The 25,211-nt window shown below is 42.7% G+C and carries 20 protein-coding genes; 14 read left to right on the top strand and 6 right to left on the bottom strand.

Features of this window, described 5'->3' with window-relative positions; translation table 11 throughout:
• Positions 1-50: 50 nt before the first annotated feature.
• A complete protein-coding gene (locus DFQ12_RS07495; protein ID WP_120258336.1) occupies positions 51-887 on the bottom strand; it encodes a DUF4846 domain-containing protein in 837 nt (278 codons plus the stop codon).
• A 163-nt stretch (positions 888-1,050) separates the two neighbouring features.
• Here DFQ12_RS07495 and DFQ12_RS07490 point away from each other — a divergent pair, with 163 nt between their 5' ends.
• From DFQ12_RS07490 to DFQ12_RS07480, 3 genes are all read left to right on the top strand, one after another.
• Positions 1,051-4,473: a trifunctional glycoside hydrolase family 18/polysaccharide deacetylase/glycosyltransferase family 2 protein gene (locus DFQ12_RS07490; protein ID WP_120258335.1), complete on the top strand. Its 3,423-nt coding sequence runs from the start codon at positions 1,051-1,053 to the stop codon at positions 4,471-4,473.
• Positions 4,474-4,575: 102 nt separating this feature from the next.
• Complete coding sequence (locus DFQ12_RS07485; RefSeq protein ID WP_120258334.1) at positions 4,576-6,081, top strand: NAD(P)H-hydrate dehydratase; 1,506 nt, start codon at positions 4,576-4,578, stop codon at positions 6,079-6,081.
• Positions 6,081-6,542 carry a GNAT family N-acetyltransferase gene (locus DFQ12_RS07480; RefSeq protein WP_120258333.1) on the top strand — a complete coding sequence of 154 codons (462 nt, stop codon included), beginning with the start codon at positions 6,081-6,083 and terminating at the stop codon, positions 6,540-6,542. Before DFQ12_RS07485 ends, DFQ12_RS07480 begins: the two co-directional genes overlap by 1 nt.
• A gap of 62 nt (positions 6,543-6,604) precedes the next feature.
• On the opposite strand, the gene DFQ12_RS07475 is transcribed toward DFQ12_RS07480, so the two are convergent.
• Entirely contained in the window at positions 6,605-7,192 is a 588-nt protein-coding gene (locus DFQ12_RS07475; RefSeq protein ID WP_120258332.1) for a sugar O-acetyltransferase, read from the bottom strand.
• 218 nt (positions 7,193-7,410) lie between these two features.
• On the opposite strand from DFQ12_RS07475, the gene DFQ12_RS07470 reads away from it, so the two are divergent.
• Entirely contained in the window at positions 7,411-9,624 is a 2,214-nt protein-coding gene (locus DFQ12_RS07470; RefSeq protein WP_120258331.1) for a glycosyltransferase family 4 protein, read from the top strand.
• On the opposite strand, the gene DFQ12_RS07465 is transcribed toward DFQ12_RS07470, so the two are convergent.
• Positions 9,596-11,080, bottom strand: coding sequence for a glycoside hydrolase family 130 protein (locus DFQ12_RS07465; protein ID WP_120258330.1), 1,485 nt, complete (start codon positions 11,078-11,080; stop codon positions 9,596-9,598). The two genes, DFQ12_RS07470 and DFQ12_RS07465, sit on opposite strands and share 29 nt — an antisense overlap.
• Positions 11,081-11,208: 128 nt before the next feature.
• Here DFQ12_RS07465 and DFQ12_RS07460 point away from each other — a divergent pair, with 128 nt between their 5' ends.
• The 6 genes from DFQ12_RS07460 to DFQ12_RS07435 all read left to right on the top strand — a co-directional run bounded on the left by DFQ12_RS07460 (position 11,209) and on the right by DFQ12_RS07435 (position 18,882).
• Positions 11,209-12,675: an aminoacyl-histidine dipeptidase gene (locus tag DFQ12_RS07460; protein ID WP_120258329.1), complete on the top strand. Its 1,467-nt coding sequence runs from the start codon at positions 11,209-11,211 to the stop codon at positions 12,673-12,675.
• Between the two features lie 615 nt (positions 12,676-13,290).
• Complete coding sequence (locus DFQ12_RS07455; protein ID WP_120258328.1) at positions 13,291-14,619, top strand: GntT/GntP/DsdX family permease; 1,329 nt, start codon at positions 13,291-13,293, stop codon at positions 14,617-14,619.
• Between the two features lie 32 nt (positions 14,620-14,651).
• Complete coding sequence (locus DFQ12_RS07450; RefSeq protein ID WP_120258327.1) at positions 14,652-15,116, top strand: RidA family protein; 465 nt, start codon at positions 14,652-14,654, stop codon at positions 15,114-15,116.
• 10 nt (positions 15,117-15,126) lie between these two features.
• On the top strand, positions 15,127-16,233 hold the full coding sequence (locus tag DFQ12_RS07445; RefSeq protein ID WP_120258326.1) for a D-TA family PLP-dependent enzyme: 1,107 nt from the start codon (positions 15,127-15,129) through the stop codon (positions 16,231-16,233).
• Position 16,234: 1 nt separating this feature from the next.
• A complete protein-coding gene (locus tag DFQ12_RS07440; protein WP_120258325.1) occupies positions 16,235-17,326 on the top strand; it encodes a dipeptidase in 1,092 nt (363 codons plus the stop codon).
• Positions 17,327-17,637: 311 nt separating this feature from the next.
• Positions 17,638-18,882: an MFS transporter gene (locus tag DFQ12_RS07435; RefSeq protein ID WP_120258324.1), complete on the top strand. Its 1,245-nt coding sequence runs from the start codon at positions 17,638-17,640 to the stop codon at positions 18,880-18,882.
• Between the two features lie 130 nt (positions 18,883-19,012).
• Here DFQ12_RS07435 and DFQ12_RS07430 read toward each other — a convergent pair whose 3' ends face one another.
• Together DFQ12_RS07430 and DFQ12_RS07425 are read right to left on the bottom strand one after the other, a co-directional pair.
• Entirely contained in the window at positions 19,013-19,357 is a 345-nt protein-coding gene (locus tag DFQ12_RS07430) for a magnetosome magnetite crystal formation protein family (protein ID WP_120258323.1), read from the bottom strand.
• 133 nt (positions 19,358-19,490) lie between these two features.
• Positions 19,491-21,272, bottom strand: a complete 1,782-nt coding sequence (locus DFQ12_RS07425; RefSeq protein WP_120258322.1) for an ABC transporter ATP-binding protein — start codon at positions 21,270-21,272, stop codon at positions 19,491-19,493.
• Positions 21,273-21,453: 181 nt separating this feature from the next.
• On the opposite strand from DFQ12_RS07425, the gene DFQ12_RS07420 reads away from it, so the two are divergent.
• From DFQ12_RS07420 to yajC, 4 genes are read left to right on the top strand one after another with little or no spacing between them, the layout of a single operon-like run.
• The gene (locus DFQ12_RS07420) at positions 21,454-22,533 is read left to right on the top strand and encodes a Glu/Leu/Phe/Val family dehydrogenase (RefSeq protein ID WP_120258321.1); all 1,080 of its coding nucleotides are present in this window, start codon (positions 21,454-21,456) and stop codon (positions 22,531-22,533) included.
• A gap of 60 nt (positions 22,534-22,593) precedes the next feature.
• The gene (gene nusB, locus DFQ12_RS07415; RefSeq protein WP_120258320.1) at positions 22,594-23,541 is read left to right on the top strand and encodes a transcription antitermination factor NusB; all 948 of its coding nucleotides are present in this window, start codon (positions 22,594-22,596) and stop codon (positions 23,539-23,541) included.
• 14 nt (positions 23,542-23,555) lie between these two features.
• Entirely contained in the window at positions 23,556-24,017 is a 462-nt protein-coding gene (locus tag DFQ12_RS07410; RefSeq protein ID WP_120258319.1) for a DUF1573 domain-containing protein, read from the top strand.
• Positions 24,018-24,043: 26 nt separating this feature from the next.
• The gene (gene yajC, locus DFQ12_RS07405) at positions 24,044-24,364 is read left to right on the top strand and encodes a preprotein translocase subunit YajC (RefSeq protein ID WP_120258318.1); all 321 of its coding nucleotides are present in this window, start codon (positions 24,044-24,046) and stop codon (positions 24,362-24,364) included.
• 79 nt (positions 24,365-24,443) lie between these two features.
• Here yajC and DFQ12_RS07400 read toward each other — a convergent pair whose 3' ends face one another.
• Positions 24,444-25,148 (bottom strand): hypothetical protein, encoded by a 705-nt coding sequence (locus DFQ12_RS07400; RefSeq protein ID WP_120258317.1) that lies wholly within the window; start codon positions 25,146-25,148, stop codon positions 24,444-24,446.
• Between the last annotated feature and the right edge of the window lie 63 nt (positions 25,149-25,211).

Below are 25,211 nucleotides of genomic sequence, written 5' to 3'. Positions count from 1 at the left end.
TTCGGTTTTATTGTTCAAGAAGTGCTGAAAGAATTTTCAGGATGATGACACTATTTCCAGGTTTTCAGGTTACGGGCATAAAAAGTCCATTCTGGGGTATTGATCACATCTTTGTCAATATCGTACCAAGGGCTTAACGCTGCATTGTTCCAATTGTTCAATAGCTGTATTTCCTGCGCAGGCATATAGCTTTGGGCAAGTAATACAATTGTTTTGCCTTCCTTATTTTTTGCAAGATCAACGACGATAATCGCATGGCCAATGGGGGAGCCTTTCTGTATAAAAGTGTCTCCGATTTTGACAGTTGTGGACGATTTTACATTAGGAAGCTCATCATGTAAAGAAGCCGTGTTGGCATAGGCAAAAATATACTCCATATACTTCCAATATTTTGGATACGAATAGTCTCCTTTGGCATAATCTGTATAGGTGCGTGGTTTGCCATCGGAGAGAAAATTGAATCTAATGTCCTGATATCTCTTTTGCTGGTAGAGGTAATCTGCCCTTAATCGCATGACCGCGTCGGCACATTGGTGCAGGTCGCGTTTGCCAATATCGAGTTTTATAACGCTATTATAGATGTTGTTTCGGGGCTTAATTTTTCCATTATAATAACGTACCTCATGATCAATGGGGTATAAGGGAAGGTTTTCGAGAAAACTACCGAAATCTTTTGACGTGTAGTTGAGTCTTTCAAAACCTGCAGGCAATAAGATTCTTGATTTGACAGTCATTCCCTTTGGATCAATAAACTGTCTCCCGTCAGGATTGTTGGTCTCCACAGTTAGGTCTTTGGATTTCGGTTGGGATACTGCTGAATTAGACTGTCCGCAGCCGATAAGAGCTTGTAAGGATAGCATGGATAATAGCAGGTATGTTGTTGTCATATCAGAGTTTTTAAGTCAGTGTTACCGATCTTACTAAGATAGTCAAAATTCGGTAGAGTGTCCAGGTTGAGTAGTCCTGTAAAATTAAGGAATTTTTAAGCTGAAGATGAGTGTTTTGGATCATTTTCTGATGTAGCTTAGCCGAAGTTAATCGCAATATTTTATGTCAGAAAAACAGATTTTTCAGACGTCGAGCAAAAAGCGTTGGTACGCTTTTTCATGGATGAGCAGGGCACTGATTATTGGAATGATCGTAGCCATCGTATGCGTTGTCTATACCCTGGGCAAGATCCAGGTGCCTCCATTCCCAACAATCAATACAAATGCACCTTTGACGGCAAAGTCTACCGCAAAGTTGAAAAACTCGAAACAGTTTAAGGAGTTTACGGTCGTCAGATCGGAACTTGAAAAGATTAAACGCGACCGGGAGCTGAAACATATGAAGCATCTTGGCAATAAAAATAGGATTAACATGGGCTTTTATGTCAGTTCCTGGTCCAATGAGGTTCGTCAGCAATCTTTGTCAGACCTCAGGCGAAACATAGGACATCTGGATATGGTTGCCATGGAGTCATTTTTTACGGTGCCCGGTCAGGATACCATTGTCGATAAAGCCGATACCGCTGCTCTGAATGTGATCCATCAATATAAACGGAAGGCAATTGCCCAAATTTCCAATTTCAGCGGCAATGACTTTGATGGACAGACTGTACGGACAATACTTTCAGATCCAGCAAAACAGCAACGCTTTATTGATGATATTTTAATCAAAATAAAGCGGAATGGTTTTTCAGGCATCAATATCGACTTTGAAAACCTTCAACTGGATAACCGTAAACCTTTAAACGATTTTATGGCGCGAATCTATCAGGTTTTTCATAGCGAAGGTTTGCTGGTTTCACAGGATATTTCACCCGAAAATGATGATTATGATCCTATTTCGCTACAAAAATACAATGATTACATCATTTTAATGGCCTATGATCAGCATTCCATCGAAAGTAATGCCGGTGCGATTTCCCACCAGGCTTGGGTCGAAAAGAACCTGGATGAGCTGTGTAGTAAGGTGGATGCAGATAAAGTGATTTTGGCGTTAGCCTGTTATGGATACGATTGGCCCGTTGGAAAAGTGGGCAAGACCCTGACCTATGATAATGCGGTTATCCTGGCACATAATTACAATGCAAACATTCGGTTCGATCGGGAGTCAGCGAATCTTAATTTTAGTTACAAGGATGGCACTGGCATGCGCCATGATGTCTATTTCACGGATGCAGCCACCTACTTCAATTTGATCCGTAAAGCCGACGATTGGGGATTGGCGGGTATAGCACTTTGGCGGTTGGGAAGTGAAGATGCCCGTTTATGGTCCTTTATCTCGAGATCTTTGGATCATGATCATTTGGCCAAGGAGCCTTTTGATTTTGAAAAAATAAGCAAAATCAAGGTCGGGGGGATACAATATATCGGTGATGGTGAGATTCTGGATTTGGTGAATAGTCCAGAGCCCGGATTGGTAAAATTTGCATACAATCCGGCTAATGGTTTGATTGAGGATCAACAGTATGTCAAGACGCCAAGTAATTATGTGATTAAGCGTTTTGGCGAAAGGGACAACACCGTCGTATTGACTTTTGATGATGGCCCTGATCCTACCTACACACCCGAGGTGTTGGATATTTTAAAAAGAGAGCATGTTCCGGCGGCATTTTTTCTTGTGGGGGTTATGGCCGAAAAAAATATGGATCTGGTACGTAAAGAGTATCAGCAGGGGCATGAGCTTGGGAACCATACTTTTTTCCATCCCGATATGTCAACAATAGGTCCCAATCGGGTCAAATTTGAGTTAAATGCAACCCGGAAGATCATAGAATGTATTACCGGGCATAGCACGATTCTGTTCCGTGCACCGTTTAATGCTGATGCCGAACCGCAGACTGTCGCTGAAATTCTTCCGGTCGCCCAGAGCCGAAAGGAAAACTACATTAATGTCGGTGAGTATATTGATCCCAATGACTGGCTTCCCGGTCGTACGGCGGATGAAATTTATAATGAAGTTGTAAAACAACGTGATAATGGTAATATTATCCTGCTGCATGATGCTGGCGGCAATCGGGAGGCTACTATTGAGGCACTGCCCCGTATTATTCATTATTTCAAAGCACATGGTTATAAATTTGCGACGATCGGAGACCTTATGGGTAAGAAACGCGATGAGCTAATGCCACCCGTACAAAATGCATCGGATTCGGGGTTCAGCGGATCATCCAATCGACTTTTTTTAGGAACACTGTTTTACGGAAATATCTTTCTTAACCTGATTTTCTCACTAGCGATTGTATTGGCGATCTTCCGTACAGTCATGATTGCCTATCTGGCCATAAGACAAAAAAGAAAAAATAGGAAGGAACAATTGGAATTGATATCGGATCCACAGGAAAAGGTCAGTATTATTATCCCAGCCTATAATGAGGAGGTGACCGTTTTGGCGACAATCAAAAGCCTACTTCATCTCGATTACCCAGCCTACGAACTGATTTTTGTCGATGACGGATCCAAAGATAAAACCTTCGAAATTGTGAGCAAGGTCTATGGCGACCATCCAAAGGTCAGGTTGTTTACAAAACCCAACGGCGGTAAAGCCTCGGCGCTGAATTATGGCATCCAACAGTCCGATGCGGCTTTTGTACTCTGTATAGATGCAGATACGCAGTTGAAGACTGACGCTTTGCGGATGTTGATGAAGTATTTCAATAAAGATCAGGTTGCTGCGGTTGCCGGTAGTGTGAAAGTCGGTAATGTACACAATATGTTGACCCATTGGCAAGCTATCGAATATATCACTTCGCAGAATATGGATAGAAGGGCTTTTGATCTGCTCAATATGATTTCGGTCGTTCCCGGCGCAATCGGCGCTTTTCGGCGATCCGTCATTTTGGAAGTCGGTGGGTTTACAACAGATACATTGGCCGAAGACTGTGATCTGACTATGCGCATACTGAAGGCCGGTTATACCGTACGCAACTCGGCAGAAGCGGTTGCATTCACCGAAGCTCCCGATACTGTAAAAATGCTTTTCAAGCAACGCTTCCGCTGGAGTTTTGGCGTGCTGCAAAGTTTCTGGAAAAATAAGAATACCTTGTTAAACCCCAGATACGGATATTTTGGTATGGTTGGTATGCCCAATATCTTGATTTTCCAGATTATCCTGCCCTTATTTGCGCCATTGGCAGATCTATTTATGCTGTTTTCCTTGATCAGTGGCCTGTTTTCATTGAGTGAAGTTAATGGAATCAGCTGGACAGGGCTCGCCGGTTTGTTCTCCCTGCATAATGGTTTTGGTCAGGTCATGTTTTATTACTTTTTATTTGTATTCGTGGATATTTTCTTTGCCGGGATTGCTTTTCGGATGGAAGGTGAGAAAATGAAAAATTTGATCTACCTGTTTCCACAGCGTTTTTTCTGGCGACAACTGATGTATTTTGTGCTATTCAAATCGGTCAGAAAAGCCATTAAAGGTGAATTGAATACCTGGGGTACATTGAAGCGAACTGGGGGAGTGCGGGAGGTAACGGTCAGCGAATAGGGACTAGATCTTGGTGGTACCCCATTTTCTAAGTAATTTAGAACGGGAGAATCTGTTTTCATAGTCGAGTAGGACATGATTCGCTAAAAAAGGAAGATAAACATGAAAATACTTTCGGCAGCCCAGATGAGCTGGGTGGATAGACAAACGATGCAAGATGAGGGGATCAGTAGTCTTGACTTGATGGAGCGGGCAGCGACCGCTGTTTTTGAAGCAATCAAGCAGCAGCATCCAAGCTCGGTGCAGCACTCTTTTTGTATTTTTTGTGGTAAAGGCAATAATGGTGGCGATGGACTGGTGCTGGCCAGGCTCCTGGATCAACAGCAAGCTGAGGTCAGGGTTTATTTAATTGATACGCCGGATTATTCAGCAGATAACTTAGCAAACCAAAACCGGTTGCCTGCTCATCTTATCCAAAAAATCAGTACTGAAAGTCAGGTTCATATTCCTGGAGGGGCAATTGTGTTGGATTGTTTGTTTGGTTACGGTCTGAAATACCCGCTGAATGAAGACTGGCGGAATCTCATTGCAGCCATCAATTATTGTGATGGACCACGCTATGCGATAGATATGCCTTCAGGTCTTTTAAGTGACGAAACTACACCCAGGGATTCAATAGTGGTGGAGGCAGATCTGGTGTATACGTTTCAGTCCCCTAAATTGGGGCTGTTAATGCCTGAGAATAGATTTCGGGTCAAAGCATTTCGCGTATTGGATATTGGGCTGAGCCCAACAGCCTTTGATCAGGCTGATACCGCTTTTCACTATGTCGATTCAGCTTTGCTCGGCTCGTTCTATCGGAAACGAAATAAATTTGATCACAAAGGAACCTTCGGGCATAGTCTGATCGTAGGTGGGAGTAAGGGCAAGATAGGCGCTGTCCAATTGGCTTTAAAGGCTGCTTTGCGTGCGGGCTGTGGTTTAGCTTCTGCTTATATACCATCCTGTGGTTATACAAGTATTCAGACTGCCGTCCCCGAAGCGATGGTAATTAATGACACCGACGACGAGCTGATCACACAGTTTCCCGATATGCACAGCTTTCAATCCATCGGTATCGGCATTGGTATGGGGACAGCCCAATCTACGATTAATGCTTTTAAGGTGTTTATTATGCAGAGTCTTGATACCCCTTTGGTATTAGATGCTGACGCATTGAATATTTTGGCGCAACAACCCGAACTATGGCAGTTCGTTCCGAAACAAAGTATATTGACTCCACATCCCAAAGAATTAAGTCGATTACTGGGGACTTGGCAAAATGACTTCGAAAAGATGGATAAGGTGAAGGCTTTTGCAGCACAATACCAGTTGTACGTTTTGATCAAAGGGGCCAACAGTGCGATGGTTACACCTGAAGGAGTAATTTATTTCAATAGCACCGGCAATGTCGGAATGGCGACGGGTGGCAGCGGAGATATCTTGACAGGGATATTGACGGCTTTGATCGGTCAGGGCTATTCTTCCCGGGAGGCATTGATTATGGGAGTATACGTTCACGGAAGGGCAGCTGATATTGCGGTAACTTCGATTGGCGTTTATTCCTTATTGCCTTCAGACATTATTAGTTACCTTCCTGCGGCATTTTTAGAACTCGAAATACAGTGATGACAGATTGGTATATCGAACAGGTATTTGCGGCTCGTACCTGGAAGCTCCGAAAGGAGGTGTTCAGTGCCAAAGGGCACTTGTCGGAGGTCATGCTTGATGGGGATTTTGAAGCGGCTCATTTCGCAGCTTATAGTGGCGACGAGGTTGTTGGCATACTTACCCTACTGAGTTCGGAAGGGGATTATGAGATTCTTTATTTTGCCGTTCACCCCGATTTTAGAAAAAAGGGAGCAGGTAGCGCGCTACTTGGTTATGCGCTCCAATTTGTTAAAACAGTTGAAGGTCGTAGTCTCTTTGTTCGGGCGACTTCGGAGCAGCAGCATTTTTGGATACGAAATGGATTTGTCATGATGAAAGAATCAGGTAAGCCGGACCGATTGCCCTCAAGCTCGCATTGTCTGCAGCGAGATGTCGAGAATAATGCAAATCATGTCCGCTATGCGTGGCAAAGTATCTAAAAACAACGATCATCATGTGCATGACGACGTTGTTTTGATAGTAAATGATATCTTTATCCTGTCTAAATGTTTGTATAATCAATACGGTCTGCGGCTGTAATCGGCCGGATGACACGACATGGATTTCCAGCGGCAACGACATCTGCCGGAATATCTTTGGTCACCACCGAACCCGATCCGATCACCGCATTTCTGCCGATACGGACACCGGGGTTAACAACGACCTGACCACCGACCCATACATTATCTTCAATGACAATGGGGGCCGAAAATTCCCAGCCTTGATTTCTTGTTTCAAAATAAATCGGATGACCAGCGGTGAAAAGGCTGACGTTCGGGCCAAACAATACGTTTTCACCGATTGTCACCGGAGCCCCATCCAAAATGGTACAGTTGTAATTGCTGTAAAAGTTTTCACCTATTGAAATATTGTAACCGTAATCGCAACGGAATGGTGGTTCCAAAAAGAAACGGGTACCGGTCGCTTTAAATAGCTTTTGGATGATCTGTTTTCTGAATTTGATCTGTTTCGGTTCGGAGTCATTGAAACGTTTGAGCTCTTCCTTCGCATATTGTCTTTCCTTAAATAGCTGTCCATCCGTATCAATATAAGGGATGCCCGCAATCATTTTCTCCTTGGGTGATTTCATTCAGTCAATATTTTGATCTGGCGCAAATATACAGGAAGTTTTTCAGGCTCCACATGGGCGTATAAAATTTAAGGAAGCCATTTATCCACGAAATTTACTCCTTCCGGATTAAATAACATACTCTTTACAAACAATTTGCTGTTGAAAAGCATTTAGATAATGGAACACACGAATGCTATTGCCCTCACAAAAGGCTTTTATTCAAAACAATCATTTCAATGAAAATCGCTTATATCAGTACTTACCTGCCCAAAGAATGTGGGATTGCCACCTTCACCTCGGATCTATTACATGCTGTGGCCTTACACAACCAGGATTTGATCCAGCATGTCATTGCCGTTGCGGACCGCGACTATGCTTATCCTGGAGAGGTGGTTTTTACCATAGATCAACAGCATCAGCTTTCTTACATCGCGGCTGCGGACTATATCAACAATAACGGTTACGATTGCGTTATCCTGGAACATGAATATGGTATTTTCGGCGGAAATAGTGGTCTATATATTCTTTCGCTTATCAATGCACTTCATATTCCTTTGCTGGTCAATTTACATACCATCCTGGAAAAGCCAAATGTAGATGAAAAGGCAATTTTAATTGAAATAGTCAAACGGGCTTCGATTGTTGTTGTCATGAGTAATTATGCAATTACACTGTTGAAATCTGTCTATCGGGTCAATACGGCAAAAGTTAGGCTCATCCATCATGGTGTGCCCGAATTTCATCTTAGTCAGGAGGAAGCAAAAGAGAAAAAGGGATTTTCCGGGAAAAAGATTTTACTGACTTTCGGGTTTATAGGGCGCAATAAAGGAATCGAAACAGTTATCGAGTCACTTGTTACGGTCGTTAAAAACGAACCCGATCTTATTTATTTGATCGTTGGCAAGACACACCCCAATGTGCTTGCCCATTCCGGTGAAGAATACCGTGAATACCTAAAGAGCATGGTCGATGCATACCATTTGGAAGATCATGTCCAATTTGTCAATTCTTTTGTGAGCCAGTCCGATCTAGTGACCTATCTATCTGCCTGTGATGTGTATGTCACGCCCTACGTCAATGAAGCCCAGATCACCAGTGGCACATTATCGTATGCCATTGGAGCAGGAGCAGCAGTGGTATCTACTCCATATTGGCATGCCAAGGAGTTATTGGCTGATGGTCGGGGTGTACTGGTCGAATTTAAGAATCCAGCATTAATGGCAACGACCTTGGCAGCACTATTTAGCAATCAGGAATATCGCATGACGCTGCGGGACAATGCCCGGGTCTTTGGTAAAGAAATGACCTGGCGAAATATCGGGCTCCGCTATTCCCGACTTTTGGATAAAGTAGTTCCTTCGCTTGATGGCTTTAAAGAAAACGTGACATTTTCCAAAGATGAAATGCCCAAATTCAGCTGGAAGCATATTGATCGCCTGACCAACCAGGTCGGCATACTGCAACATGCGACCTACTCACTGCCTAATTATAAGGAAGGTTATTGCCTGGACGATAATGCGCGGGCCCTACTGGTGACGCTATTGGCTCAGCCTGACTTTGCGGACAAACGTCATGATCGTCGTATCTCAACTTATTTGAGTTATATCTATTATCATCAGCGCGAAGACGGATTGTTTCATAATTTCATGAGTTTTCAGCATAATTTTCTGGATGAAGTGGGTTCTGAAGATTCTTTTGGTCGAACAGTCTGGGCTTTGGGTGTACTCCTTCGCGAAACGAAATTGACAAGTTATTATCAGTTGGGACATGAGTTGTTTTTCAGGTCCGTAGCACATTTTAAGCAGCTGCGGTCCAACCGTGCTATTGCCTATACCATACTCGGAATTGCGGAGTACTTGCATCATCAGTCGAATGACGAGGTTATGGTCGAACTAATGCGGGAGCTGATCGGAAAGTTGATCAAAGAATATGAGGCAAGCTCGGACGACAGTTGGCAATGGTTTGAACCAGTACTGGCTTATGACAATGCCATTTTGCCCTATGCCTTATTGACGGCCTATCCATTTCTGAATGATGAGGCTGTGAAGCAATTAGGCTTGCTGACCCTGACATTCCTGGAGGGTATTACCGTTCAGAACGGAGGTCTTTCTTTAGTCGGAAATCAGGAATGGGCAAAACAGGGGAAGCATATCAGCAAATTTGGCCAGCAGCCCCTCGATGTCACAGCAATGGTATTTATGTACCGTGAGGCCTTTAGACTCACCAACAAAAAAGTATATTTTGCCCGTATGATCGCATCCTTCCGCTGGTTTTTAGGTGAGAATGACTTAAAACTAGGCCTGTATGATGAGGAGACCAAGGGATGCTGTGATGGCCTTGAATCCTATGGAATCAACCGAAATCAAGGGGCTGAAAGTACACTCTGTTTTTACCTCGCTTATATCGTGGTTTACCGCGCCTTTATTGATAGCGCTCAGGATTCAAAATAGCGAGTAGGAGTTCTTCCAGATTGATGGTTGCATAAGTCGATGCATAGTCGGACATCGCGTAGGGCAAAATAAGCTGTTCGTTATGAACCAGTGCGCCACAGGAATAAATAACATTCGGTACATAGCCTTCCCGCTCTTCGTCATTGGGAGTCATCAAAGGGCTGTGCAGGCGGCCTATTTCTACATGTGGGTTGTCCAGATCCAGCAGGGCAGCGCCGAGGACATACTCTCGCATCGGTCCGACAGCATGGGTCAAAATCAGCCAGCCATATTGTGTCTCTATCGGTGATCCACAATTGCCTATCTGCACAAATTCATACGCATATTCCGGTTGTTGGATACGTATGGCGGTTTCTTGCCAGATATTAATATTATGCGAATAAGCAATATAGTTGTTTTCACCGTCTATCCGACAGAGCATCGCGTATCGTCCATTGATTTTTCGGGGAAAGAGCGCTGCGCCTTTATTGGCGATCTCGCCATAGATCGGTTTCACTTTAAAGTGATAGAAATCCTTCGTGGTCAAAAGCTTGGGGAGGATACTAAAACCGTCGTAGGCCGTATAGGTGGCATAGTAGACACTTTCGCCCTTTTCATCTTTGAATTGCACGAAGCGGGCGTCTTCGATTCCTCTTTTTTCGGTGTCAGCAATCGGGAAGATCACACGTTCGGATATGGAGGTATCCAGCGAAAAAGTCATTTCATAATGCGATGAGGCCAGCCACAGTGCCTGCTGCAGAAAAGTAATGTTTTCTAGATTTTCCTCACTGTCCTGTCTGACCTCGTCAATATAGCGTTTGAGTTCTTCATAGGTAAATGTTGCTGTTAATTTCTGCTCAAGTTTCGTTTTGACTTCAGTGGGTTCGGCATGAAGCTCGTTCATCTTCTTTAAGAAAGATTCTTTATGATAACGGTGGTTTTTGACCTGAATAGGTTTATCCAACAAATTACCGATGTAATCTATGTGAATATTATTGTCCAGATCAAGTGTTCCGGCCCGAAATACAATCGAGGATACATGGCCTTCACCTGTGGCCCGAAAACTGAGTATCACCCGTTTTTCACCCTTAAAGAGCTCTGTCTGATCCGGATGTTCTACGATGGAGGGATTAAAAAGGGCCGCCGATTCAATGGAATATTCCATCGTAAAGTAAGAGCCGATGAGCAGCTTGTCCAATTGGCTGAGTTTTTCTTTTGGAAAAGGGACTTTTTCCAGCAGGTAGCTCACACGCTCAAAATTACGTTCGAAAATATTGATAATACTACGATGTCTTTTTGTGTAGCTCCGAAGAACCTGGCCAAAAACCTCTTTACGCTCGGATTCGGTCAGATCCAGTGCACGTTTGATGACCTTGATGGTACGCTCCTCACCGAGCGAGAAGAACCTTGCCAGCACCCTTTTCTTATCCGGTTTGAAATAAATGTCTTTTCGCTCTACTTTTACGGGTTTGTGCATGTCAGTATTTTTCAAGTTTACACTCTTATAAGAACGATCAGCGAAGGGATTTTGTTTTTATAAGCTTCCGATAAAGGGGGGATATATTGTAAAAATGGAGTAACTTTGGCGGGTACAAATTTTTAGATATGGCGGAAAATAGTTTAGATAAATTAGAACCAAAAGCAATTTGGAAAAATTTTGCTGCTTTAAATGCTGTTCCACGGGCTTCGAAAAAAGAAGAGCGTGTGATTGCATTTATGGTAGATTTCGGAAAAAACCTGGGCTTAGCAACCAGTGTAGATGAAATAGGTAATGTGCTGATCAAGAAACCGGCAAGTGCAGGAATGGAAGATCGCAAAACTGTGGTGTTGCAATCACACTTGGATATGGTTCACCAAAAGAATAACGATACTGTTTTTGATTTCGATAATGAAGGGATCAAAATGTATGTCGATGGTGACTGGGTAAAAGCCGAAGGAACTACTTTGGGTGCAGATAATGGGCTGGGTGTAGCTACGATCATGTCTATTTTAGAGTCGACAACAATTGTTCATCCAGCGATTGAAGCTTTGTTTACCATTGATGAAGAGACTGGAATGACCGGGGCTTTGGGATTAAAAGGTGGTGTGTTGTCAGGCGAGATCCTATTGAACCTTGATACTGAAAATGACAATGAGATAGACATCGGTTGTGCGGGCGGTATTGATGTTACGGCAACGCAATCCTATATCGCAGAAGCCTGTCCTTCAGATACGGTATCTTTTGAACTTACAGTAAAAGGGTTGCATGGCGGACATTCAGGTATGGATATCCATAAGGGCTTTGCAAATGCGAATAAGGTGATGAACCGTCTACTGTTTAAGGCAAATGAACGCTATGGCTTACGTATTGCATCGTTATTGGGAGGAAGCCTTCGTAATGCAATCCCAAGGGAGAGTGTAGCCAAGGTTGTTGTTAGCAAAGATAAATCGGCAGTTTTTGTTGAGGCTTTAACACAATTGGCTCAGGCTATCAAAATCGAGTTTGCGACGACTGAACCGGTTATGGAAATCTTGGTGGAACCAACGGATGCAGTATGGACGACAGTTGTTCCTGTCCGTGTACAGGAGAATTTAATTAATTGCGTTTATGCGGCGTTGAATGGTGTATATCGGGTGAGTGCAGATTTCGAGGATCTTGTTGAAACTTCCAATAATATCGCTAAAGTTGAGGTCGGAGCGGAGCAGATTGCGATCAAATGTTTGACCCGGTCTTCGGTTGAAACGTCCAAGTTTGATCTAGCCTATTCATTACAGGCAGCCTTTGAATTAGGCGGTTTTGATGTGGCATTCTCCGGAAATTATCCGGGATGGGCACCCAATCCAAATTCTGAAATTTTGGAGGTGCTTAAATCCATTTATACAAAACAACATGGGGAGGCTCCAGAAGTTGTGGCCTGTCATGCTGGATTGGAATGTGGTATATTGGGAACCAATTATCCCGGTATGGATATGATTTCTTTTGGCCCTACGATATTGGGTGCACACTCACCGGCAGAACGCGCTTCGATATCTTCTGTTCAGAAATATTGGAGCTTTGTGCTCGAAATTCTAAAAGAGATCCCAGGTAAGTAACTCGATGTTCTTTTTTGCTGCACTAGCAACTTAGATTATCGTATCAATATATAGAGGGCTGTTTGAAAAGTTGAACTGTACCACAAAGGTTTTAAACCAAATCTTTGGGTACAGTTCAATAATTTGGACAGCCTTTTTCTTGAACTGCTTTCTCTTGGCTAGCCCTTTTTCTCTATCGCTGCAAGGATTTCCCAAACCCTGCAGATTCAGGTTATAGCTATACTGTTTTCTTATTAATTCAATAGGGCTCCATTTTTTTAGCGAGTCTGTCGTTTACGAGTCTGTCTTTTAGGGGTCTATCTTTTAAATATTAGAAGCTAACGTTATGTTTTGTCTTACGCATTTGAAAAAAATCACCTTCGTTTTTTCAGCGTCCCAAGTAGCTGAACCGTTCCCATTGTATTTCATCAACCGAAACAAATAAGTAGTTCCAATATTCGATGCTTTAAAAAAACAGCGACTGTCGTTATAGTCGTGTATGGCGATATTTTCAATTATTTTTCACTTTCCTTGCAGAAAACGAAAAATAATTGTATTTTCAGGATGAAAAAATGATTTACTAGACCAAAATTTTATTAAACCTCTCTATTGAGGGGTGGACCTAATATTGATATAATGACCATAATCCTCATTGTAATCAGCATTTGTTTGCTCATCCTATGCATTACTTATTTTAAGATTAATGCGTTTCTTTCTTTTTTATTCGTTTCTATTCTCAGCGGACTGTGCTTGGGTATTGCGCCAGATCAACTGGTCGGTACCATTGAAAAAGGTATTGCAGGGGTTATGGGAAGCCTGACCCTGATTATTGTGCTGGGGGCCATGTTGGGCAAGATTGTTGCCGAAAGTGGCGCTGCTGAAATTATCGCTGTGCAGATGGTTCGGCTGATGGGGGAGAAATACCTGCAGTGGGGTCTGATGCTGACCGGTTTTGTCGTCGGTATCCCGTTGTTTTACGGGATTGGTTTCGTGCTGCTGGTACCGCTGATTTTTTCGATTTCTTATCGATACAAGCTTCCGGCCGTATATATTGGGCTGCCCATGCTGGCCGCATTATCGGTCACCCATGGATTTATTCCCCCGCATCCATCACCAGTTGCGCTGGTCGCACTTTTTCATGCGGATATGGGACTGACGCTGATATATGGTCTTCTGATTGCCATTCCCGCTATCATATTAGGTGGCCCTATTTTTGGCCGATCGCTACGGAATATGCTCCCGAGTCAAGAATCAATCTTCCGGCAGGAAAAAACAGTCGATCAACAGGAGTACAAGCAGCCTACGGTTGGTACCAGTTTGGTCGTTGCCTTGTTACCCGTCCTACTGATTATCTTATTTACACTTATACCTTATATATACCATACCGATGATACCAACGTACAGCATTGGTTGAAATTTATCGGTAGCACAACAGTGGTCATGGTCATTGCGATCGTTGTGGCCACCTACTTATTGGGATTGAAACTTGGCCGTTCGATGGTCAAAGTCATGTCGATCTATGAGTCCGCAGTCAAGGATATTGCGATGATCTTATTGATTATTGCCGGATCTGGAGTTTTCAAACAGGTTATGGAGGATAGTGGTGTGAGCCTTTTGTTGGCCAATACCCTACAGCAACTTCCTATTTCACCCTTGCTGTTAGCATGGTTAATTACTGCGGTCATCAGAGGTTGTGTGGGGTCAGCAACAGTTGCCGCATTGACCGCTGCGGGAGTTTTATTACCCATTGTTACAGCGGGCAAGGTTGACCCCAATCTGATGGTATTGGCAATCGGGGCGGGAAGTCTCATGTTTTCCCATGTCAACGATGCAGGCTTCTGGTTGTTTAAGGAGTATTTTGGCCTGAGCGTCAAGGATACCTTATTCTCCTGGTCGATTATGGAAGCAATTGTTTCTGTCGTCGGACTGGTTGCTGTTTTGCTATTGCAAATAATTTTATATTAGCTATTATATTTTTAAACTTTAAATCATTCACGATGTACAACGCAGATGAACAATTTGAGAAATTAGGTTTGACATTACCACCGGCACCAGCACCTAAAGGTGTCTATAAACCATATGTTATTGATGGAAAGTATCTTTATCTTTCTGGACATGGGCCAGTACAGGATGATGCTTCCCTGATTATAGGACGGATTGGTAGTGATATCAGCCCCGAGGAAGGGAAACTTGCGGCCAGACAGGTAGGCTTGACGATGCTATCGACGATCAAAACCAATTTGGGGTCATTAAATAAAATTAAACGGGTTATTAAGGTATTGGGTATGGTCAACTGTACTTCCGATTTCTTGTACCATCCTGGGGTAATCAATGGCTGTAGTGAGTTGTTTGCTGCGGTTTGGGGCGAGGAAAATGGAATCGGTACACGCAGTGCAGTTGGTTTCGGCTCTTTACCGGATAATATCCCTGTCGAAATCGAAGCGCTATTCGAGTTATATTAACGAGCTGATCATGGAAACTTGGTATCGAGTACAAAATGTCGATCAGGTAGATACACCGGCACTGCTGGTGTATCCTGATCGTATCGTTCGGAATATAGACCGAGCACTGAAGTTTGTGGACGGCCGTGTGGATCGTCTACGTCCACATATCAAAACCAATAAATGTCAGGAGGTCTGTCAGTTGATGCTGGAGCGTGGGATCAGCAAATTCAAATGTGCAACTATTGCTGAAGCCGAATTGTTGGGTATTGCAGGGGCAAAGGATGTGCTGTTGGCTTATCAGCCTGTGGGACCCAAGATTGATCGTTTGCTGCAGCTGATTGAAGCATTCCCCGATACACATTATGCCTGTCTGGTCGATAATGCGGATTCTGCATTACAGCTATCCACATGCGGGGTGGAAAAAGGGCAACCTATCGCAGTTTATATCGATGTAAACGTCGGTATGGGGCGTACTGGAACTTCTATTGCACAGATAGAGCGCCTTGTGTTAGACATTCAGCTATTGGATGGAATTCAACTGGTCGGTGTACACGGCTACGATGGTCATATTCACGATAAAGATGACAAAGTACGTGAGCAACAAAGTCAAAAGGCTTACAGTGTACTCGAAATGGCTTATGTCATGGCGCAGGTTTCCACGACCACCCCATTAACGAAGGTGATCGGCGGATCGCCCAGTTTTCCGTTTCATGCCGAGCGCAGTGATGTAGAATGCAGTCCGGGTACATTTGTGTTTTGGGATTTTGGTTATGCTGAAAATTATGCCGAACAGGACTTTTTAGTTGCCGCTGTGTTGCTGACACGTGTTGTTTCCATTGTAGATCACAAGCATCTCTGCCTGGATCTTGGCTACAAGTCTGTTGCCAGCGAATCGCCGCAGCCCCGTGTCAAATTTTTTGACCAGCGGATCGGTGAGATCAAAATGCAGAGTGAAGAACATCTGGTCGTTGAAGTCAGGGACAGTGCCGACTTCAAGATAGGTGATGAACTGTATGGTGTGCCGCGGCATATCTGTCCGACAGTTGCCTGTTACGACGAATTGCAGGTCGTCAACAATGCCGTTGTGGATCAGGTCTGGAAGGTGCTTGCACGAGGTAAAAAGATAAATTATTGATATGTACGAATTTGAAATACCTTTTGTGGTTGATGCTCACTTAGACTTGAGCATGAATGCCATGGAGTGGAATAGAGATCTCCGGCTACCCATTCAGGAATTGAACCGAAGGGAGCAGGGGATGGAAGATAAGCCCGACCGGGCAAAAGCTACGGTTACTTTTGAAGAGCTACGCAAAGGGAATATCGGTATCGTCGTAGCCACGCAGATTGCACGATTTGTCCGTCCGGACAGCACTTTGCCGGGCTGGTACTCAGCAGAGCAGGCTTGGGCGCAGACACAGGGGCAATTGGCCTGGTACAAGGCTATGGAGGCTGACGGACATATGAAAATGATTAAAACAAAGAGCGATTTGGATCAACATCATTTATTATGGTCCAATGGAACCGACCACTCCGAGAAGCCCATCGGTTACCTGCTGAGTTTGGAAGGTGCCGATTCTCTGGTGGATATCAGTCATGTGGAAGTTGCTTACAATTACGGTTTGCGGGCGATCGGCCCTGCACATTATGGCCCGGGAAGATATGCCAATGGAACCGATTCCTCCGGTAAATTGAATGCGCAAGGTATGCAGTTATTGCAGGAAATGGAACGATTGGGGATGATCCTGGATGCAACACATCTTAATGACGATGCTTTTTGGGATGCGATGGGACGATACAATGGGGCAATCTGGGCCAGCCACAACAATTGTCGGAAGTTTGTCGATCACAACCGACAGTTTAGCGATGAGATGATCAAGATTCTGGTGGAGAAGGAAGCTGTTATCGGCGTTGCTTTAGATGCCTGGATGATGGTGCCCAACTGGGTACGTGGTATATCTGACCCCAAATCCAGCAATTGTTCGATGGAAATCATGGCCGATAACATCGACCATATCTGTCAGTTGGCGGGCAATGTCAATCATGTTGGGGTAGGGAGCGATCTGGATGGAGCCTTTGGTCGGGAGCAATGTCCTTACGATCTGGAGACCATTGCCGATATCCAAAAGGTTTTTGGGATATTGAAACGACGCGGGTACAGCAGCGCTGATCTTGAAAAAATCGCCAGCCAGAACTGGTTGAATTTTATGCGGAAAGTCTTGCCGGAATAGCAGAAAGTCTTTCCTGGGTAATCGCAGTTCGTGATAGCTATCATCCTATCGAGATGCCTGGCGTCATATCACCATCTTTGTCTTTGGCGATTAGGGTCCTGATCGTTGACAAAAAATGATCGTTGAAAGAAAACACAGATTTAGACCTTTAGAGGGCGGTAGTCGTCTAGAAAGTCACTTCAAGGTTGAGCATTTAAGACAGATAAAATCAGATTATGGTAAGCAGATCGTTACATGTAAGGCTGCTTTCGCGGTGGGTATGTCCTCTAAATAAATGATATATTCGTAAACAGAAACAATTCTAAACCACTATGACGTTTACTTTACGCCTCCAATTATCCTTGATGATGTTTTTGGAGTATTTTATCAAAGGAGCTTGGTTTGTCACCTTAGGCACCTACCTGATCAAGTCCCTGAATGCTTCAGGAATGGAGGTAGCCAATATATTTTCTACACAGTCCCTGGGGGCTGTATTTGCTCCTTTTTTTGTTGGCTTTGTCGCTGACCGTTATTTTAATGCGGAACGGGTGCTCTCGGTTTTGCATCTACTCGGTGCAGCTTTACTTTATGGGATGTCCCAGGCACCTGATGCCAGCCATTTTTATCCCTATGTGTTTGTGTATTTCATGGCTTATATGTCATCCGTTTCCCTTTCCAATGGTATTGCTTTCCGCCATATCGCAGATGCCAAAAAGTATTTTCCGGGGGTAAGGGTATGGGGAACAATCGGTTGGATCTGTTCGGGGCTTGTGATCAGCTACCTGTTCCGTTGGGATAGTCCAGAGGCAATAAGTCGGGGAACCCTGCACAATACTTTTATTTTGGGAGCAGTCTGTTCGGTGCTTTTGGCATTGTTTAGCCTATTTCTTCCCAAAACTCCACCACAGATACGGGTTAAAGATGAAAAATTTGATTTTGGAAAAGCCATTGGTTTAGATGCCCTAGGACTGTTAAAACAAAAGAGTTTCTTAATCTTTTTTGTTACGGCCATCGTGATCTGTATTCCCATTTCATTCTATTATCAGAATGCCAATCCATTTTTGGTCAATGTCGGTATGCCCAATCCTACTGCAAAAATGGCGTTGGGACAGTTTTCGGAAGCCATCTGTTTGTTGTTGATTCCATTTTTCTTTAGACGTTTGGGGTATAAGAAAATGATTTTATTGGGTATTGCCGCATGGGCATTACGATATCTGTTCTTTGCTTTTGGAGACGGACAGGAAAAGGCTTTTCTGCTTATCTTAGGTATCGTTCTACATGGAATATGTTATGATTTCATGTTTGTCGTCGGGCAGATCTATACCGATCGGATTGCAGGAGAGAAGTATAAGGCTTCGGCGCAGGGACTGATTACGATTGCCATGTATGGTGTGGGGATGCTGATCGGATTCTGGGTTGCCGGTGGGGTTTCAGATTACCTCAAAGTGGCCTATGCCGATCAATTCTGGGAATATCTATGGTTTATACCAGCTGGAATTTCATTTTTCTGTCTGCTGCTGTTTGCTGTTTTTTTCAAAGAAGAAAAAACGGTACAGACAGCAGGAGATATCAAGTGATCTGGCACAGTAATAAAAAAGGCTGCTCAAACGCTGAACTGGCCTTCAAAAGTACTTATCGTACTTTTGGGGTTCATGCTAGTTTTTTTGAACAGCCTTTTTTCTAAAATAGGGGCTAAATAAGGTCTGATTAAATCATATCAAACCATTGCTGATATTTTTCACCAATAAAAGGAAGGGCTTTTTTCTCGCCCGAGAATGCCGCAATTAAACCCAATATAAGAGCGATCAGTAAGATTATACCGACAACACTCATGATTATTCCACCAATACCTGGGATAAAGCGCAACAAGCCCAATGCAATTCCTGTGACGGTAATGCCGATACTCTGTCTGATGTGGAACTGACCTAAAGAAGTCTTTTCCTTATTGTTCATGATGATGGCAGCGATCAGGCCGATGAGGGTTAAATAGGAAATAATAGCAACTGTTTTGCCTTCGTTTGATGATGTGCTCTGCACTGAGTTTCTCTCCATGATACTTATACGATAAATTGTGATGTAAATGTATAAGGCAAATGTAAAAGAGAAAATCCCTGTTTTCTTTAGCGGAATTCAGGGATATTTAATTTTGTGCAGTATTTACTGCCATTATTTAGGGCAGCAGTGACTATCCTTCGACGCTTTCCAGCAATTGTTTTTCGTGAAGTTCAAAATATTCACCTCTTTTCTCCATTAACTCAAGGTGAGTGCCCTGCTCGACAATCTGACCTTGATCCATGACAAGAATATGGTCCGCATTTTTGATAGTTGAAATCCGATGAGCAATGAAAATACAGGTTTTTCCCTTCATGATGCGGCTTAATGAGCGTAAGATCGTTTCTTCGGTTTTGGTATCAACAGCAGATAAGCAGTCGTCAAAGATCAATATATTGGGTTCTTTTACCAAGGCTCTGGCAATGGATACACGTTGTTTTTGACCACCAGATAGGGTGATACCGCGTTCTCCGACAGCAGTTTCAAAACCATCTTCAAAAGCGATAATATTATCATATACAGCAGCGTCTTTAGCGGCTTGTTCGATCTGTTCCTGTGTGAAATGATCCAGACCGAAACCAATGTTATTGGCAATTGTATCCGAAAATAAGAATACATCCTGTGGGACAAAACCAATTTGTTGACGTAGATTTTTGAAGTTGAGATCCTTTAATGCAATACCATCGTATTGGATATTACCCTGATCTATATCGTACATTCGCAGTAATAGGTTGGCCAAAGTAGATTTGCCGGAACCAGTTTTTCCGATGATAGCCAGTGTTTTTCCGATAGGTACCTGGAATGATATACTTTTAATGGCCTGAATGCCTGTTTCGGGATAGGTGAACGAGATATTTTCTACTTTGATTTCACCTGCGATTTCTTTATCTATTTTCCCATTGGCAATCGGCGATTGGGTTTCAAGGAACTCATTGATCCGTTTTTGTGATGCCGCGGCCCGTTGTACCAGTGAGGTCACCCATGCTAAAGACATGGCCGGAAAGGTCAATTGATTGACATAGATAATAAACTCGGCGATGTTTCCGGCTGTGACCGTTCCCTTGGCAACTTCAATACCACCGATATAGATGGTGATGACGGTACTGAGACCGATCAGCAATAAGATAAGCGGAAAGAAAACTGCTTGTACCTTAACCAGGTCCAGTGCTGTGTTGCGGTAGATCGTACTTTCCTTTTCAAAATCTTGCATTTTGTTCTGCTCCCGGGTATAAGTCTTGATGACACGGATTCCGGCGAAGGTTTCCTGAACAAAGGAGGAGAGGTTTGCCAGCTGTTTTTGGATTTTTAAGCTGCGTTTATTGATGATTTTATTGACAAAAAGGATAATGACAGATAGGACAGGGATAGGCACCAATGCATAGGTAGCCAGTCTTCCATTCACACTATACATGGCATAAATGACCATAATGGACAGTACCACGGTATTAATGGCATACATAATGGCTGGCCCCAGATAATTACGTACCTGGTTGACATCCTCCGTTGCACGGCTCATCAGGTCACCCGTATTGTTTTTGCGGAAAAACCCGAAATTCAGTTCTTGATAGTGGTTGTAAATTTCATTTTTAAGATCGTACTCGATATAACGGGAACACAGAATAATAGTCTGCCGCATAAAGAATAGGAAAATACCCCGTAGGAGCGAAAGTAGCAAGACCACAAAACCGAAGAATAGCAGGCTTGTGCCAAATACCTTATATATAAGCTCCTGTCTATCAAATCCGTCAAACAGGCGGTAGAGATAAATATTTTCCTGTACCAGGTCAAACGCTTCGCGGATTACCTTTGCGGGGAGCACCCCGAAGTAATTGGAAATGATGACAAAAATCACCCCTGGAATCAGTTTCCAGCGGTATTTATAAAAGTACTTATTTAAGTAAGCGAGATCCTTCATATTATGGGTACAAAAATAGGACTAATTCGTCAACTCTGCTTTATATTTCGATGAAATTACTGTCATTGGGAAATCAAATGTTAAGTCTTGGATAAAAAAAGATATTATGCACAACGAATAATTTTCCTACTTTTGCATCAAGTACCTTAAAAAATTAAAACAAATTAGAGTAGTACATTTTATGTCAACATCTCAAAATTCTATTTTTGAATTGATGAGCCAGTCTGGCCATCAAAACTTATTTTTCTGTAATGATGAATTAGTGGGCTTAAAAGCTATTGTTGCGATCCATGATACCACATTGGGTCCGGCAATAGGAGGGGTTCGTATGTTGCCATACGAAACTACAGAAGAAGCTATTGAGGATGCTTTACGTTTATCCAAGGCCATCACCTACAAATCGGCAATCACTGGATTGAATTTGGGCGGCGGAAGTGCTGTTATTATTGGTAACAGTCGTTTGGACAAATCTGAGGTTTTATTGCGCCGTTTGGGCCAGTTTATCGAAGGATTGAATGGTAATTTCATTGCTTCTTTAGATGTGGGTACCACCCAGCGTGATCTAGAATATATTTATACCGAGACAGATCATGTTGCTGGTTTGCCAAAAGCAATTCACGGCAGTGGCGTTGGCGATACATCAATTTTTGCAGCCCAAGGTGTTTATTTTGGTATTAAAGCCTGTTTGAAAGAGTTGTACGGATCAGAGAGTGTAGCAGGCAAAAAAGTTATTGTACACGGAGTAGGTAGTGTTGGTGAGCGATTGATCGCCATGTTGCGTGAAGAAAATGCACGTGTTTACGTGAGTGACATTACCGAAGAGAAAATGCTTAAGGTGGCGGCGAAATACAAAGCAGAGCCAATCCCATACAATGAAGTATTCGATCATGAGTTTGATGTCTATTCACCTTGTGCATTGGGCGGTACAGTAAATCCTGAGTCAGCGCAAAAAATGCAATGTAAAATCATTGCAGGTTCAGCAAACAACCAATTGAAAGATGAGGTAGCGACAAGCACTATTCTTCACGAAAGAGGTATTTTGTATGCACCGGATTACTTGATCAATGCAGGTGCATTGATTAGCTGTTATTCAGAAATTCAGAATTATGGCGTAGATCACACGGAGTTTGTGATCAAAAACATATATAATGCGACTAGAGACGTGTTGAAAAAATCAAAAGAAGAGAATATCTCTACTTTTGAAGCGGCCAATCGCATCGCGGAGAAGCGTATCCAAGATATTAAAAAAATCAAAAGATAGTCTTCTTTCCAAAATCGTTCTTATTTATTAGTTTATAAAAAATCGTTCTTTAAAATTACTATGTTAAACAGGAGACACCTGAGGGTAAAAGTAGTGCAAACGCTTTATGCGTACAGTCTTACAGAAGACAAAGACATCAAAACATTTGAGAAAGCACTATTAAAAAATGTGGATGAGGTCTACGAGATGTATATCTGGACACTGAATCTATTGGATGAGGTATCCGATTATGTATTGATAGACGCAGAGGGCAGAGCCAACAAGTTTTTGCCAACTGAAAAAGACTTGTCTCTAACGACCAAGTTAAGTACAAATACTTTTATTGAGTCATTAAGACAAAATCCGCAATATGCCGAAGGAGTCAAAAAATATAAGATTTCATGGAGCTTTGATCCAGAGATCGTGCGTACAGTATTTTTGCAGTTGAAAGATTCTGAAGCTTATTTGGAATATTTACAACAAGAAGATCGTTCGATCGGTACAGAAAAAGATATCATCAAACATATCTTTAAAAAGATCATTCTGAAATCACCAGTTATCGAGCAGGTTTTTGAAGAGAAATTTATCAACTGGCCTGTCGATAAAGAAGTGTTGCAAGCATTGATCGCGAAAACTTTTAAGAACTTCAGTTCGGAAGATCCGCGTAAAAACAAACTTGCTGAAATCACGCAAAACTGGAATGATGATAGCGATTATGTCATTGCCTTGTTGGGTAAGACAATCCGCAATACAAATGAGTATCAGAAACTGATCTCTGATAAGACAAAGAACTGGGAATCAGATCGTATTGCTTTGATGGATACCTTGTTGATGCGCATGGCAATATGCGAATTGGTGAATTTTCCATCTATTCCTGTGAAAGTGACAATAAATGAGTATATTGAAATTTCTAAGGTATTCAGTACATTGAAAAGTAATACATTTATTAATGGTATCTTAGATAAAATATTAAGCGACTTGAGCCAACAGGGAAGAATCCAGAAGGCAGGTCGTGGTTTAAGGGATTAAAGATCAATCAACAAATGAAGAACTTTAGTAAATATTCAGTTTTAGCTTTGGCATCAGTGCTTTTCTTTTCTTGCGGAAATTCTCAAAAAGGAAAAGAAGAAGCTGCTAAGACAGGAACTGAGGCAGTAGCAACAGACAGTCTTTCTAAAGCTGCGGCACAATTGGGTAAGGTAGAATTTGCAGAGTCGGCTTTCGATTTTGGCCAGGTCAAAGAAGGTGCAGAAGTGAAGCACACATTCGTATTGAAGAATACGGGTGATGCGCCGGTTATTTTGTCCAAAGTGACTGCTTCTTGTGGCTGTACACAGCCTGAGTTTTCAAAAAGTCCAATTTTACCGGGAGGAACATCGGATATCCATGTGACTTTCAAGAGTGAGGGACAGGTCGGTAAGCAGCAAAAGATCATCACGATCCAATCGAATGCTTCCAACGGTATGACGACTGTTCAACTAAAGGGCGAAGTATTACCAAAATAACACATTATTAAACGATATAATAACAGATGAATACAGTATTATTACAAGCAGCAGGTGGGAGTAGCATGATGAGTTTTTTACCAATGGTTTTGATCATTGTTGTATTTTATTTCTTCATGATCAGACCACAGATGAAGAAGCAAAAAGACCATAAGAAATATATTGAAGAATTGGGCGTAAACTCTAAAGTTGTTACTACTGCGGGCATCCACGGACGCATCGTAGAGGTATCTGACACTACTTTCTTGGTAGATGTAGGTTCAGGCGTAAGAATTCGTTTTGACAAGTCTGCCATTGCTTTAGATGCTTCAAAAGCTGCAAACGCAACTGAGAAAAGCGCTTCATAAGCGTCGTTATCGAAAAACTAACAAAGCCAGTCTCCAAAAGAGATTGGCTTTGTTAGTTTCACTCTTTATGGCCAAGTGGCTATTGCATGTTGTCACGTAGTTCTTTCAAGCCCTTATCGACAACTTCGGCCCTTCGATAAGACTTGTCACAGCGTTTCTGAAATGTTTTGAAAACGGAGAGAATAAGATCGAAATAATCGTAATACTTGTACTGATAGTCAAAGACATCGGAGAGTACCTCACGAAACTCTTCCTGGTCCCGGTCTAAGGAAACAATATCCACCTTTACATTCAGGTAATTGACATAGATCTGATGGACATCTTTCCAGAGCTGTTCGTCGATCCAGCTTTCTTTTTCATAGATCATATCATAATGTTGTTCGTATGCTATACATGCAGTAGATACTTCACTATGAAGATCTCTCAATTGTTGGTTGTGATCAGTAATACTACTAAAAAGTTCGTTGATGTCTATGGTAATCTCTATCTCTTCATCAAAGTTGTTTAGGGGTAGAACCGAAGGATCTTTGATTTTGAGAAATACCTCCAATATATCTAAATCCTGCTCAATGGGGAATAGGTAGTATTCCAGTTCGGCGATTTTAATATCAATTTCTCCCAGTTGCTCGTTGAGTTTTCTTAATTTTTGCTGTGCTTCCCAAGTGAGGTCATGCATCAGGTAATGTGCCGACAAACCTTTAGTTTCGAACTCCAGTTGTGGCTTATCCGGGTCAAAGCGGAGAATAATTGGCCGCAGTGGATGTTCTTTGACAACTTCTTTCATAATTGTTGTATTTTATGATTTTGCATCTCGTTTGTGGGATAACCGTTCTCTCCATCCTGTTGT

It is taken from the genome of Sphingobacterium detergens (assembly GCF_003610355.1).
Taxonomy (GTDB): Bacteria; Bacteroidota; Bacteroidia; order Sphingobacteriales; family Sphingobacteriaceae; genus Sphingobacterium; species Sphingobacterium detergens.
The sequence above is the reverse complement of the archived record's forward strand: the minus strand, read 5'-3'. Positions and strand labels throughout refer to the sequence as shown.